We start from the raw sequence: 13,713 nt of genomic DNA on the forward strand, positions 1-13,713 counted from the left end.
AGCCGCCGATCAGCGCGCGCGGACGCCAGCCGCCGGCGCTACCACTTCCCGGGCGCGTAGTCCTTCAGGAACACCCCGTACAGGTCCTCGCCCGCCTCGCCGCGCACGATCGGGTCGTACACGCGTGCAGCGCCGTCGACGAGGTCGAGCGGGGCGTGGAAGCCCTCCTCGGCGAGGCGGATCTTGTCGGGGTGCGGGCGCTCGTCGGTGATCCAGCCGGTGTCGACCGCGGTCATCAGGATGCGGTCGGTGTCGAACATCTCCTTGGCGCTGGTGCGCGTCAGCATGTTCAGCGCGGCCTTGGCCATGTTCGTGTGCGGGTGGCCCGCGCCCTTGTAGCCGCGGCTGAAGACGCCCTCCATGGCGGAGACGTTCACGACGTACGAGCGTCCCCCGCCGACCCGGGCCGCCGCCGCCATCGCCGGGCGCAGCCGGCTGATCAGGATGAACGGCGCCGTGGAGTTGCACAGCTGGACCTCGAGCAGCTCGACGGGGTCGACCTCCTCGACGGTCTGGATCCAGCTGTTGGTGTCGTGCAGGTCGGGCACCAGACCGCCCGCGTCGATCGCCGTACCGGCCGCGATCCGCTCGAGCGATGCGGATCCGGAGACGAGCGCGAGCTCGGTGACGTCCTGCGCGGTGAGCGCCCCTCCCCCGGCCGCCGGAAGCGCGGCCACGGCGCCGGAACCGAAGGTGCCGATCACCTCGGCTGAGGGCAGCTCACCGGCCGGCAGCGGCGCCGACTCGGCGGACACGAGTTCGCTGTAGGCCTGGGGAGAGCGGCGTACGGTCTGCGCGGCGTTGTTGATCAGGATGTCGAGCGGGCCCGCGGCGGCGACGGAGTCGGCCAGCGCGACGACCTGCGCCGGGTCGCGCAGATCGATGCCGACGATCTTCAGCCGGTGGATCCACTCGTCGCTGTCCGGCATCGCCTTGAAGCGGCGGATCGCGTCGTTCGGGAAGCGCGTGGTGATCGTGGTCTGCGCGCCGTCGCGCAGCAGCCGCAGCGCGATGTACATGCCGATCTTGGCGCGGCCGCCGGTGAGCAGCGCCCGCTTGCCGGTGAGGTCGGTGCGGGCGTCGCGGCGGTCGCGGTTCTCGGCGGCGCACGTCTGGCAGAGCTGGTGGTAGAAGACGTCGACCTCGACGTACCGCTGCTTGCAGATGTAGCAGGACCGCGGGCGCTGGAGTATGCCCGCGATCTCGCCCTTCGCGCTGGAGGAGGGCAGGATGCCCTGCGTCTCGTCGTCGATGCGCTCCGCCGAGCCGGTCGCTGTGGCTTCCGTCACGGCCTTGTCGTGTGCGGTCTTGGCGGCCCGGCGCTCCTGGCGGCGGCGCTGCTTCACGGTGCGGTAGATGCCGGAGGTGGCACGCCGCACCGCGATCGCGTCAGGGTGGTCGACATCCAGCTTGTCGAGCTCCTCGAGCACCGCGAGGCAGACCGCGAGACGTTCGGGGTCGATGCCGGGACCGTACTCCTGGTCCTGGCTGTCCTGTATCACCGTCATCGCTGTCTGTCCTCGTATTGCTCGCGCACCCTGACGTTCCAAGAGCCGAACTTTACGTAGGCACGCGTGTTCCCACCAAACCGCTCACTCCACGGCGGCCCTCTTCCGCGCCGCCGCCTCGGCGAGCTCGGCCAGTTCCGCCAGCTCGTCGCGCAGGGCCTGGGCGAGCCGGTCCAGGTCCGGCACGGCGGCCGCGTCGGCCACCATGCCGTAGTGCACCTGGCCGCGGTACGTCGACACGGCGACCGCGAGGGACTGGCCGCGGGCCAGCGGCGCGAGCGGATAGACCTCGGCGAGTGCGCAGCCGCCGAGTTTCAGGCCGAGACTGGGCAGCGGCACGCTGGTGACGAGGATGTCGAACCACAACCGGGCCGCCTGGCCGACGACGGGTCCGCCCAGCTTGTGGCCGAGCGCGGGCACATGGTCGGCGAGCAGCGCGACGGCGCCCGCGCCCCGGTTGGGGCCGGCGTCCTTGTTGCGGTCCATGGCGGTACGCACGGTCCGCAGCCGCGCGAGCGGGTCCGGATCGGCGACGGGGAGCCGTATCAAGTACCCGGAGAGCCGGTTGCCCTGTGGGTGCGCGGTGCGCGGCCGGCGCCGGGAGACGGGGATGAGCGCGCGGGGTTCGACGCCCTTGCTGCCGTTGCCGCGCTGGTCCAGCCAGCGGCGCAGGGCTCCGGCGACGACGGCGATCAGCACGTCGTTGACGGTGCCGCCGGCTGCCTTGCGTACGCGATGGATGTCGTCGATGTCGAGGGCGACCCCGGCAGTGCGCCGCGTGCCTGTGGCCCGCGAGGTGAACGCCGGTGAGGAACGTACGTCCAGGGAGGCGCGGGCCACGGAGGCGCCGATGTCGAGCGCCTGGGTGACATCGGCGACGGTCTCCCTCAGCAGGCCCGGCAGTCTGCGCAGGTTCAGGTCGCCGAGCGTAATGGGGCGCACACCCGGCAGTGGCAGCCGGAGGCCGCGCGGGGCCTCCTCCGCCGGACGGGGGCGGGCGGGGGGCAGATCTACGGGGTCCATCACGGCCGCCGCGAGCGTCAGGGCCCGCAGCCCGTCGGCGAGCGCGTGGTGGAACTTGAACAGCACGGCGAAGGACGCGCCGTCGGCGGCGGGCAGGACATGCGCCTCCCACGGCGGCCTCGCCCGGTCCAGCGGCCGCTCCATCAGTGCGCCGGCGGCAGCGTGGAAATCCAGGACGGGCCCGGTCAGACGGACGTGGTCGAGCGGGTCGAAAGCAGGATCGGGTACGCGCGCCGCCCCGCCGACCGGCAGCAGGACATCGCGGATTCTCATCCGCAGGCCGGGAACGGCGGCGGCACGGGTGGCCAGGAGTTCGGCCGCGTGCTGGGCGGCGGAGGGCGAGTCGGCCGTGAACACGCCGAGCGCACCGAGGTGCATCGGGTGTTCCGCGGACTCGATGTTCCAGAACGCCAGGTCGAGTGGTGCGAGCAGGTCAGCAGTCAATGGCTTGCCTCGCGTGGACGACGGGGAGCCTGCAGTCAATCGTCGGCAAGCGATTACGGTCAAGTACGATCAGGCTACGTACAGTTAACAGCTGATTAAGTCCCGACCCAGCGGGGGCGGTGTGAAGTGTGGGACCCATGAGACGGGTATCGGCCGTGAACCGCGGCTACTCCACGGTTCACGGCCGACCGGCGGTACGAGAGCCACTCCCCGGCTTGACTGCCCGCTCCCGGGGTTGACTACAGCACCTGCTGCCCCTTCCCCAGCGCGATGACGCCTCCCTTGGAGACGGTGTAGAGCTCCTGGTCCCGCTGTGCGTTGATCCCGATGGCCGCTCCCGCCGGAACGTCGACGTTCTTGTCGAGCACGGCGCCGCGTACGACCGCACCGCGCCCCACGTGGACGTTGTCGTGCAGCACCGAGCCCTGGACGACGGCGCCCTCCTCGACGACCACGCCGGGCGAGAGGACGGACCGGGTGACCTGGCCGCGGATGACACAGCCCGGGCTGACGATCGACTCGCTCGCGATGCCGCCCGCGACGAACTTGGCGGGCGCCAGCTGGCCGGAGTGCGTGTAGATGGGCCACTTCCGGTTGTCGAGGTTGAAGACCGGCTGGTCCGCGATCAGGTCCATGTGGGCTTCGTAGTACGTGTCGAGGGTCCCCACGTCGCGCCAGTAGCCGTGGTCGCGCGGGGTCTCGCCGGGCACGTGGTTGCCGTCGAAGTCGTAGACGTGGGCGACGCCCTGCTCGGTGAGCATCGGCAGGATGGAGCCGCCCATGTCGTGCACCGAGTCCTCGATCTCCGAGTCCTGCTGGAGCGCGTCGATGAGGGTCTTCGTCGTAAAGATGTAGTTGCCCATGGACGCGAACACCTTGTCCGGTGCGTCCGGCAGTCCCGGCGGGTCGGCGGGCTTCTCCAGGAAGTTCCCCACGCGGATGCCGTCAGGGGCCGGCTGGATGACACCGAAGGCGGAGGCCTCGGCGCGCGGCACCCGGATCCCGGCGACGGTGACCCCGGCACCGCTCTCGATGTGCTGGGTCAGCATCTGCCGCGGGTCCATGCGGTAGACGTGGTCGGCGCCGAACACCACGATGTAGTCCGGCTGCTCGTCGTACACGAGGTTCAGGGACTGCAGGATGGCGTCCGCGCTGCCGAGGTACCAGCGGGGGCCGAGCCGCTGCTGGGCCGGGACCGGGGTGACGTAGTTGCCCAGCAGGCTGGACATCCGCCAGGTCGTGGTGATGTGCCGGTCCAGTGAGTGCGACTTGTACTGCGTCAGGACGCAGATGCGCATCATGCCGCCGTTGACCAGGTTGGAGAGCACGAAGTCGACGAGCCTGTACGTACCGCCGAACGTGACCGCCGGTTTGGCCCGGTCGGTGGTCAGCGGCATAAGCCGTTTGCCCTCTCCGCCTGCCAGGACGATTCCCAGCACATTGGGTCCACCGCGCATCGCGCCCCCTCTGCCGCCCACGCCGTCGCCGGCGTTCATACCGTTTTCTCGTACACCTCGACCGTGCGTCGGGCCACCGTGTCCCAGCCGAACTCGCGCACGGCTCGCTCTCGTCCGGCCTCACCCATGCGTGCCGCTTCCCCGGCATCCCCGACGAGCCGGTTCAGGGCCTCGGCGAGCCCTTGTTCGAAACGTTCCTGCTCGGTCGCCGCGTAGGGCACGAGGAGACCGCTCGTACCGTCCGCGACGACCTCGGGTATGCCGCCGACCGCCGACGCCACGACGGCAGTACCGCACGCCATCGCCTCCAGGTTCACGATGCCCAGCGGCTCGTACACCGAGGGGCAGACGAACGCCCGTGCATGCGTGAGGAGTTGGACGACCTCGCCGCGCGGCAGCATCTCGGGGATCCAGAACACCCCGTCCCGCACCGGCCTCAGCTCGTCCACCAGGGCACGGAACTCCTGGCCGATCGCCGGGGTGTCGGGGGCGCCCGCGCACAGGACGAGCTGGGCGGCGGGGTCCAGCCGGCGCGCGGCGCGCAGCAGATGGGGCACGCCCTTCTGGCGCGTGATGCGGCCGACGAAGAGGACGTACGGCCGGCCTGGGTCGATACCGATGCGCTCCAGGACGTCCGTGTCGTGGTCGGGGCGGTACAGCTCGGAGTCGATGCCGTTGTGGACCACGTGCACCCTCGCCGGATCCAGGGCGGGGTAGCAGGTGAGGATGTCCTCGCGCATGGCGCCGGAGACGGCGATCACGGCGTCCGCGGCTTCGATCGCGGTGCGTTCGGCCCATCCTGACAGGGCGTACCCGCCGCCGAGTTGCTCGGCCTTCCAGGGGCGCAGGGGCTCCAGCGAGTGCGAGGTCACCACATGGGGGACGCCGTACAGCAGCTTGGCGAGATGGCCGGCCAGGTTCGCGTACCACGTGTGGGAGTGGACGAGGTCGCGGCCCTCCAGAGCGGCCGCCATCGACAGGTCCACGGAGAAGGTGCGCAGGGCGTCGTTCGCCGCGTCCAGAGCGGGCCACGGGCGGTGGCGGTGGATTCCGTCGGTGGCGCCCTCGCCCCAGCAGTGCACCTGCAGGTCGGTGAGGGCCCTCAGCTCACGGGCGAGGAACTCGACGTGCACCCCGGCGCCGCCGTAGACGTCCGGCGGGTACTCCCGGGTGATCAGCCCCACTTTCACGCAGAACCCCCAGTTTCCTCGGCCGCTCCTCCTTCATGGTCACCTACTTACGGCTCTTGCGGAAGAGCGCAGCGGAGTCTGTTCGCTGCCACGGCCGCGTGGCGGCGGGTGGTGATGCACCACAGCAGTAGAGCAAGCGGCAGCAGACACGTCACCTCTCACCAGGGAGCCCGCGGTCCGTGTCACCCGACCAGGGGAGGACCCGGGAGGAGCCGTACTCCATCGGCAGTACGACTCAATGCCTGCTCAGGTACGACGACGTGAACGCTTTCGGACGGCATCGTGGAGGGCATGACAGACGACCCTGCGCCGCACGCCGTGATGAGGAGCGCCTCATGAGTGCCCTCGCGCTGTCCGTGCTGCTCTCCCTCGTCTCCGCCGTGGCCTATGCCGGCGGAGCGATCGTGCAGGAACGGGTCGCGGCGGGTACGCCGGACCAGCCGTACGCGCCGATGCGCAGCCCCGCATGGTGGGCGGCGGTCGCTCTCAGCGGCGTCGGCGGCCTGCTGCACGTGGTCGCGCTCGCCTACGGCCCGTTGAGCCTCGTACAGCCCCTGGGCGCGCTGACGATCGTCTTCGCGCTGCCCATGGCGGCCCTGTTCGTGCGCCGCCGCGCCGGGGCCACTGCCTGGCGCGGCGCCATCATGGCGACCGTCGGCCTCGGGGGCCTGCTGTCGCTGACCGGTACGGCCGGGTCACACTCGCTGGACGGCACGCAGCGGCTCGTCGTGGCGCTGGCCACCGCGGGCGGGCTCGTGGCGCTGATGGCCTCGGCACGCGCGGCGCACCGGCACCCCGCCGTGCGCAGTGCGCTGCTCGCGGGAGCGGCGGGTGTCGCGTTCGGCGTCTCCTCGGTGTTCACGAAGACGGTCGCCGTGGACTGGACGGCCGCCTCGCCGACCGCTCAGCTGCCGAGCATGCTGGTGATCGGCGTGCTGGCGACAGCGGGAATGCTGCTGTCACAGGCCTCGTACCGGGATGCGGGGCTCGCCGCGCCGCTGGCCACTCTCACCGTCGTCAACCCGGTCGTCGCGGCCGCGGTCGGCATCACGATGTTCGGCGAATCCTTCCGCTACGGCATGACGGGCACCGTGGTCGCGCTGGGCTGCGGCGTCGTCGCGGCCGGCGGACTGATCCTGCTGACGACGGAGCGGATCAGCAGCGACGCCAAGCGGCGGGGCGGGGCGAAGGCGCCGGTGGCGGCCGGAGGGCCGGTGGCACCCGAGGCGGTGATCTCCGAGCCGGTGATCTCCGCCCAGGCGGTGGTCCGCGCCAAGACCCCGGGCGAGCCGCTGCCTGCGGTTCCGGTGCTTCCGGGACTTCCGGCGGTGCCGGTTGTGCCGGCGCCGGTCACCGTCCCTTCTGCGGCGGCGCTTCCGGTGCCGCTCAGATACTGACGCCGCCGGCCCGCAGATAGGAGAGCGGGTCGATGTCGGAACCGAAGCCGGGCCCGGTCCGCACCTCGAAGTGCAGATGCGGGCCCGTGCTGTTGCCCGTGGAGCCGGAGCGCGCGATGCGCTGGCCACTCACCACGGTCTGCCCCGCCTTCACGGTGAGCGCCGACAGGTGCGCGTACTGGCTGTACTTGCCGTCCGCGTGCCGGATCACGACCTGGTAGCCGTAGGCGCCGCCCCATCCCGCGGACACGACACGGCCGGGGGCGACGGCCTTCACCGGGGTACCGGTCGGCACGGGGAAGTCGACACCCGTGTGGTAGCCCTTCGACCAGGAGCCACCGGCGGCGCGGTACGGGGTGCCGGGTGAGGCGGTCACGGGCGCACTGAGCCTGTGCGGCCGGTGCGTCGTGCCGGTCCGGGCGCTGTTGCCGCTCCCGCCGCTGTTGCCGCTTTCGTTCGCCGTCTGCGACGGCGCCTCGGACTTCTGGTCGTCGGCGTCCTGGCTCGCGTCCTTGTTCTCCTGCCTGCCGGGGGCCGGTGCGTCCTCCGCGCCCGGTGTGGCCGAAACCCGTAGGGAGAGCCGCTGACCGGGGATGATCAGGTTCGGATCCGATCCGACGGTCTTGCGGTTGGTCTCGTACAGCCGCCGCCAGCCGCCTCGCACATCGCGTGCCTCAGCGATCCCGGAGAGGGTGTCGCCGCGGACGACGGTGTACATCTCTGCCGTTCCCGCCTGCGACTGCGGTGTGGTCTCGGGTCTGACGTCCTTGACGTCGCGTTTCCTCTCACCGTGCGTGCCGCTCGCCGTGCCGTCGCCGGAGGTGTCTCCGCCCCTGGTGAGGCCCGCGCGCACCGAGCAGACCGGCCATGCGCCGGGTCCCGGTCCCTTGAGCACCTTCTCGGCGACGGCGATCTGCTGCTCCCTGGTGGCCTGGTCGGCGCGCGGCGCGTACGCCCTGCCGCCGTAGGCCTCCCAGGTGGACTGGCTGAACTGGAGCCCGCCGTAGTGGCCGTTGCCGGTGTTGACGGCCCAGTCGTTGCCCGACTCGCAGGCCGCGACCTTGTTCCAGGTGCCCACGTCGGCGGCCTGCGCCGTTCCGGTACCGATCAGTGGTATCGCCATTCCGGCGCTGCCCGCGGTGACGGTGATGGACGCGCGGTTGATGCGGTTCGGATGATGACGGCGGTGGCGACCGCGTACGGCCATGGGAAGCCCCCCTTGCTTCTCACTGCGACGTACGAGGGCCGTCCCCGCGCCCCCGAGGCATCAGGAGCCGCAAAAGTAGACGCCGGGAACACGCCGTGACAAGACGGCAATCGGCCGCTCAAATCCCCTTGTGCGGCACTGAATTGCCCGGAACGCCCGCCTGCGCTGAACCGGCCGCCGGCGGCGGACGTATGGCCGGTCGGCGGGCCGAAGGAAATTCACCACGTGCGGTTTCCGCCGGGGCGGCACAGTGTCGCTCCGGACAGAGCGCGCCGCGGAGCCATACTGGCCGTCACGACCGGCATTCCCGATTGCAGGAGCTACAGGCATGAGTACTTCAGCCCAGATCGGCGTCACGGGGCTCGCGGTCATGGGGCGCAATCTCGCCCGCAATTTCGCGCGCAACGGCTACACCGTCGCCGTACACAACCGGACCGTGTCCAGGACGCAGGCCCTCATGGACGAGTTCGGGCATGAGGGGGATTTCGTCGCCGCCGAATCGGCCAAGGAATTCGTCGCGGCCCTCGAGCGCCCTCGCCGTCTGGTGATCATGGTCAAGGCGGGTGGGCCGACCGACGCGGTGATCCATGAGTTCGCCCCGCTCCTGGAGTCCGGCGACATGATCATCGATGGCGGCAACGCGCACGTCGAGGACACCCGGCGCCGTGAGAAGGAACTGCGCGACCGCGGCATCCACTTCGTCGGCACCGGCATCTCCGGCGGCGAGGAGGGCGCGCTGCACGGCCCGAGCATCATGCCGGGCGGCTCGGGAGAGTCGTACGCCTCGCTCGGTCCGATGCTGGAGAAGATCGCCGCGAAGGCCCCGGACGGCGCGCCGTGCGTGACGCACGTCGGCCCTGACGGCGCCGGGCACTTCGTGAAGATGGTCCACAACGGCATCGAGTACGCGGACATGCAGCTGATCGCGGAGGCGTACCAGCTGCTGCGGGATGTCGGGGGCTACTCCCCCAGGCAGATCGCCGACATCTTCCGCACCTGGAACCAGGGCCGCCTCGACTCATATCTGATCGAAATCACGGCGGAGGTCCTGTCGCACCAGGACGCCATGACGGACGAGCCGTTCGTTGACGTGGTGCAGGACCAGGCCGAGCAGAAGGGCACCGGCCGCTGGACGGTGCAGATCGCACTGGACCTGGGGGTGCCGGTCTCGGGCATCGCGGAGGCGGTGTTCGCGCGGTCGCTCTCCGGCCACACGGACCTGCGGAAGGCCTCGCGCGGACTCGCGGGCCCGAAGGCGCAGCCGTTGGACAGGGACGAGGCGGGGCGGTTCGCGGACCAGGTCGAGCAGGCGCTGTACGCGTCGAAGATCGTGTCGTACACGCAGGGCTTCCACGAGATCGCGGCGGGGAGCCAGGAGTACGGCTGGGACATCGATCTCGGCGCGATCGCCTCGATCTGGCGCGGCGGCTGCATCATCCGCGCGGCGTTCCTGGACCGCATCCGCACCGCGTACGACGCCCGCCCCGACCTGCCGAGCCTCCTCGCCGACCAGGGCTTCGCGCGCGAGATCGGCACGGCACAGGACGACTGGCGCGCGGTGCTGGTGGCGGCGACACAGCAGGGCGTGCCGACGCCAGGGTTCTCGGCGGCGCTCGCCTATTACGACGCCCTGCGCGCAGAACGACTTCCGGCGGCCCTCACGCAGGGCCAGCGGGACTTCTTCGGTGCGCACACCTACCGGCGTACGGACCGCGAGGGTTCCTTCCATACGCGGTGGGGCGGGGACCGGGCGGAGGTCTCGGCATAGGACTACTGATGAGCGGGCGGGGCACGGAGTTCCGTGCCCCGCCCGCTCACTGACACAGCCGTCGTCCCGGACCGCCGTCCGGCCAGCGACTCACCGTCGTGGCTGGTGGTCCCCGACTGCTCTCAACTGGGCCAGGAAACGGGCCCGGGGTTGGGGTCGGGCACCGGGTCGGGGCCCGGCGGTTTGGGGATCGGGGACGGGGGTGGCTCAGGCAGCGGGTTGGGCTGAGGGCCAGGTCCTGGTCCTGGCCCGGGGCCTGGTCCGGGTCCTGGTCCTGGCCCGGGGCCTGGTCCGGGTCCTGGCCCTGGACTCGGTCCAGGACTCGGGCCCGGGGCCGGCCCTGGACCCGGTCCGGGCCCGGGCGCCGGGTCCGGGCCCGGGTGGGGCTCCGGACTAGGCGCCGGGTCCGGGTCGGGGACGGGACCAGGCGGGGGATCGGGGTGCCCGGGGCCCGGCGTCGGGCCAGGCCGGACCGGGTCGGGGAAGGGATGAGTCATGGCTGGCCTCCAAGCCGGTCGACACGTCGGCTTTCTGGACTTGTCCCCCGCGTACCCTGCGGTTTGCCGGCCACTCACTCTGTCGACGGACAGCGCTGCACCCACGGGGACCTGCGCCTGGGCCGTACGCGGCGCCCCGTACGTCGCGGCTTGTGCCCGTGCCCACCCGTTCCGCCCCTGCGGAGCGACTGCCGACACCGGTGACCCCGGGGCCGCGAGCCGCCATAGCAGGCGCAGACGGCAGGCCCACCCCGACCACCCGGCGCTGCCCCAGCTGATCGCCGCCGTACTGCGCCTGGCCGCCACGCAGCACCACCGAAGACGCGTCATGGCCCAGCTACACCACCAGTGCAGCCGCCGCCCCGCCACCCGCCCCGTCCGCGGCCCGACAGCGCGGGAACTCGCCGACGGAAAGCGCCTGCGGTGCGGGGCGCGAGCACGGCCCGCCCCCTGATGACCGGCACGCCACGCCGGGGCGTGCCCCGCAGCGTTGGTGACGCCCCAAGGCGTCACCAACGCTCCGGATGCGCCGTCGCGAACCGCTTCGCGGCCTGGATCAGCTCCGGCGTGGCCGCGGGTGCCTCATCGCGATGGCGTTCGGCCCACTTGGTGACGTACGGGCACAGGGGCGCGACCGGGACGCCCTCGCGCCGGGCGATGGCATACAGCTCGCGCGCCAGCGACCCGGCGATGCCCTGCCCCTCGTGGGCGGGGTCCACGATCGTGTGCACCGGTACGAGGGCGCGCCGGGGCGACCCCAGCTCCAGATAGACGATGTGGCCCACGACGTCACCGTCCACGTATGCCTCGAGCCGGCCCCGCGCGCGATCGTCACGGATCTCGATGTCGCTCATCGGCTCTCCTCAGCGGTATGGCAGCCGGCGGCAGCCCAGCGCGGGAGGGTGGATCAGACCGTGGCGGCCGCCACGGCCTGGGACGGGACCGCCACGGCCTGGGGGCTGCGCTCCGTACCACTGCCGGGCACCGGCTCCGAGGGGTCGGCGCCGAGCGCCACGACCCGGTTGCCCTCGTCCACATGCACGACACGCGGCCGCAGCGTACGGGCCTCGGCGTCGTCGACCTGCGCGTAACTGATGATGATCACCAGGTCGCCCGGATGGACGAGATGGGCCGCCGCGCCGTTGATGCCGATGACGCCGGAGCCGCGCTTCCCCTCGATGACATACGTCTCCAGCCGGGCGCCGTTGGTGATGTCGACGATGTGCACGAGTTCGCCGGGCAGCAGGTCGGCGGCGTCCAGGAGGTCGGCGTCGATGGTGACGGATCCGACGTAGTGCAGGTCGGCCTGGGTCACCGTGGCGCGATGGATCTTGGACTTGAACATTGTACGAAGCACGGAGAAACTCCCGATCTGTCTGCTCCCTGCCTGCTTTATGCAGGTCAAGGGCGTTCTCCGCAGCGTACAACGATTCGCATGTTCGGTCAGCCGTCCGCAGGTGTTTCAGGACTCGCACCGACCCGCTGCTGACCTTCCTCACGCATCATCAGGCCGGCTTCCCCAACGTAGGTGCGCTTCGGCGCGGTCGACACCGGTGTGCCGATGGGATCAGCGGGTGCGGATCCAGACGGTCTTCTCCCGGTCCACTGGTCGAAGGCGTCGGCCGATTTCTCCACGCCGGCGAATCCGGACTGTTTCCAGCCGCCGAAGGGCGTGGTGATGTCGCCTTCGCTGTAGGCGTTGACGGAGACCACGCCGGCCCGGACGCCGCGGTCGCCCCCGCCCGGCCTTCGCGCACGGCGCCCGCCGGCATATCCCATCGCTTCCACAGAGGCGGCCAGTCAGCATGCTGCCCGTGTGCTTCTGCCTGCTCCGGAGGCGTGTCCTCGTCCCCAAGCACCCCTCCCGAGACGCCGCACGGGAAGAGGTCGTCCGCCGGGAGGCGGGGCACCGTGCGGTGCCTCGGTCGTGTGCCGCTGGGCGAGTCGGCCGATGTCGTGCGCGGTGATGATCCCGCCGAGTCGGCCGCCGTCCATGACCAGGATGGGCAGTCCGCCTTCCTCGGAGCCGACGCGTTCCAGGACGCCGTCCAGCTGCTCGTCCGGTGCGGCGAGCGTGCACCGTGACAGTGGGGTCGCCACATCCCGTACGCGCACTGCGTCCCGCCGCCCGGCCGGCACCGCAGCCAGTCGGCGAAGCTGGACGACGCCGCTGGGGCGGCCCTCGAAGTCCAGCAGTGGGAGCACCGAATGACCTGCGTGCGCCGCGACCTCGGGCAGGAAGCGGTCCACCGTCAGCCAGTCCGGACCGGTCACCACCGGACTGGTCATCGCGTCAGCCACCCGTACGCCCCGCACTGCTGCGCCGATCTCGGCCCACCGCCGCTCGGCCGCGGCGGTGACCGCCATGAACAGGCCGATGAGCGCCAGCCACAGCCCGCCTGGCATCCCCCTCAGAAACACCAGCCAGCCGAACACGGCCAGCGCCGTGCCGAGGACCTGTCCACTGAGTCCGGCCGCCCGCTGGGCGCGGTCCCGGTCGCGGGTGCGCCACCACAGCGCGGCTTGCAGGACCCGGCCTCCGTCCAGTGGTGCGGCGGGCAGCAGGTTGAAGACGCCCAGCAGTACGTTCGTCGCGGCCAGCCAGCCCAGTACGGCAACCGGTATCCCTCCGCCCAGCGCCGCCTGTACGCCGGCCGCCGCTCCCAGCATGGCCCCGCCGAGCACCAGGCTGGCGAGAGGTCCGCTCATGGCGACCACGAACGCCGCCCGCGCCGTCGGCGGCCGGTCCATCTGGGTCATCCCGCCCAACGCCCACAGCGTCATGTCCCGCACCGGGATTCCGGCCCTGCGGGCCGTGAGCGCATGCGCCGCCTCATGCACCACCAAGCTCGCCAGCAACAGAAGAGCACCGACAACCCCGGCGACCGCGTACACCACCGGCGCCAGGCCCGGCTCGTATCCGGGCAGCGTCCGGCTGCCCAGACCATAGGCGAACAGCAGCATCAGCAGCGGCACACTCCAGTGCGCACGCAAAGCCACCCCACGCACACTCCCGATCCGGATGGAACCCTTCATCGCCTTCACCCACCGACACGAAACGACGCGCTGCCGCCGACGAACTGCGATCCCCCTCCTCATGATCCGTCACCATCCCCCCGACCGGAAACTCCCAACGACTCCGGCCGAGCGCGCCGGCGACCGCGCCAGGGACCCGCGACAGTGCCCGGTGATCGCCCCGCGGAGGCACATGCGGTGCCGTGG

At 71.3% G+C, this 13,713-nt stretch carries 11 protein-coding genes and 1 pseudogene; 3 read left to right on the forward strand and 9 right to left on the reverse strand.

Features of this window, described 5'->3' with window-relative positions:
- Positions 1–38: 38 nt before the first annotated feature.
- The 4 genes from H1D24_RS17415 to glgA form a co-directional block, all read right to left on the reverse strand.
- Positions 39–1,508 carry an SDR family NAD(P)-dependent oxidoreductase gene (locus tag H1D24_RS17415; RefSeq protein ID WP_181658491.1) on the reverse strand — a complete coding sequence of 490 codons (1,470 nt, stop codon included), beginning with the start codon at positions 1,506–1,508 and terminating at the stop codon, positions 39–41.
- An 84-nt stretch (positions 1,509–1,592) separates the two neighbouring features.
- Positions 1,593–2,975 carry a wax ester/triacylglycerol synthase family O-acyltransferase gene (locus H1D24_RS17420; RefSeq protein WP_181658492.1) on the reverse strand — a complete coding sequence of 461 codons (1,383 nt, stop codon included), beginning with the start codon at positions 2,973–2,975 and terminating at the stop codon, positions 1,593–1,595.
- A gap of 239 nt (positions 2,976–3,214) precedes the next feature.
- Entirely contained in the window at positions 3,215–4,471 is a 1,257-nt protein-coding gene (gene glgC / locus H1D24_RS17425; RefSeq protein WP_246459494.1) for a glucose-1-phosphate adenylyltransferase, read from the reverse strand.
- Complete coding sequence (gene glgA, locus H1D24_RS17430) at positions 4,468–5,622, reverse strand: glycogen synthase (protein WP_181658493.1); 1,155 nt, start codon at positions 5,620–5,622, stop codon at positions 4,468–4,470. The genes glgC and glgA overlap by 4 nt, the downstream gene beginning before the upstream one ends.
- Before the next feature lie 335 nt (positions 5,623–5,957).
- Here glgA and H1D24_RS17435 point away from each other — a divergent pair, with 335 nt between their 5' ends.
- Positions 5,958–7,019 carry a DMT family transporter gene (locus H1D24_RS17435; protein WP_181658494.1) on the forward strand — a complete coding sequence of 354 codons (1,062 nt, stop codon included), beginning with the start codon at positions 5,958–5,960 and terminating at the stop codon, positions 7,017–7,019.
- Here the strand turns inward: H1D24_RS17435 and H1D24_RS17440 are convergent.
- Positions 7,009–8,226, reverse strand: a complete 1,218-nt coding sequence (locus tag H1D24_RS17440; protein ID WP_181658495.1) for a transglycosylase family protein — start codon at positions 8,224–8,226, stop codon at positions 7,009–7,011. The genes H1D24_RS17435 and H1D24_RS17440 overlap by 11 nt on opposite strands.
- Positions 8,227–8,554: 328 nt before the next feature.
- Here H1D24_RS17440 and gnd point away from each other — a divergent pair, with 328 nt between their 5' ends.
- Positions 8,555–9,994: an NADP-dependent phosphogluconate dehydrogenase gene (gene gnd / locus H1D24_RS17445; protein ID WP_181658496.1), complete on the forward strand. Its 1,440-nt coding sequence runs from the start codon at positions 8,555–8,557 to the stop codon at positions 9,992–9,994.
- 202 nt (positions 9,995–10,196) lie between these two features.
- Entirely contained in the window at positions 10,197–10,391 is a 195-nt protein-coding gene (locus H1D24_RS17450; RefSeq protein WP_181658497.1) for a hypothetical protein, read from the forward strand.
- A gap of 609 nt (positions 10,392–11,000) precedes the next feature.
- Here the strand turns inward: H1D24_RS17450 and H1D24_RS17455 are convergent.
- The 4 genes and pseudogenes from H1D24_RS17455 to H1D24_RS17470 form a co-directional block, all read right to left on the reverse strand.
- Positions 11,001–11,345, reverse strand: coding sequence for a GNAT family N-acetyltransferase (locus H1D24_RS17455; RefSeq protein ID WP_181658498.1), 345 nt, complete (start codon positions 11,343–11,345; stop codon positions 11,001–11,003).
- Between the two features lie 53 nt (positions 11,346–11,398).
- Positions 11,399–11,848 carry an aspartate 1-decarboxylase gene (gene panD, locus H1D24_RS17460; RefSeq protein ID WP_181658499.1) on the reverse strand — a complete coding sequence of 150 codons (450 nt, stop codon included), beginning with the start codon at positions 11,846–11,848 and terminating at the stop codon, positions 11,399–11,401.
- Positions 11,849–12,058: 210 nt separating this feature from the next.
- Positions 12,059–12,222 (reverse strand): annotated as a pseudogene (locus H1D24_RS44065) (aldehyde dehydrogenase family protein); the annotation flags it as partial.
- A 69-nt stretch (positions 12,223–12,291) separates the two neighbouring features.
- The gene (locus tag H1D24_RS17470) at positions 12,292–13,527 is read right to left on the reverse strand and encodes a site-2 protease family protein (protein WP_181658500.1); all 1,236 of its coding nucleotides are present in this window, start codon (positions 13,525–13,527) and stop codon (positions 12,292–12,294) included.
- Positions 13,528–13,713 lie beyond the last annotated feature (186 nt).

It is taken from the genome of Streptomyces himalayensis subsp. himalayensis, from assembly GCF_013778455.1.
GTDB classification, from domain to species: Bacteria; Actinomycetota; Actinomycetes; order Streptomycetales; family Streptomycetaceae; genus Streptomyces; species Streptomyces himalayensis.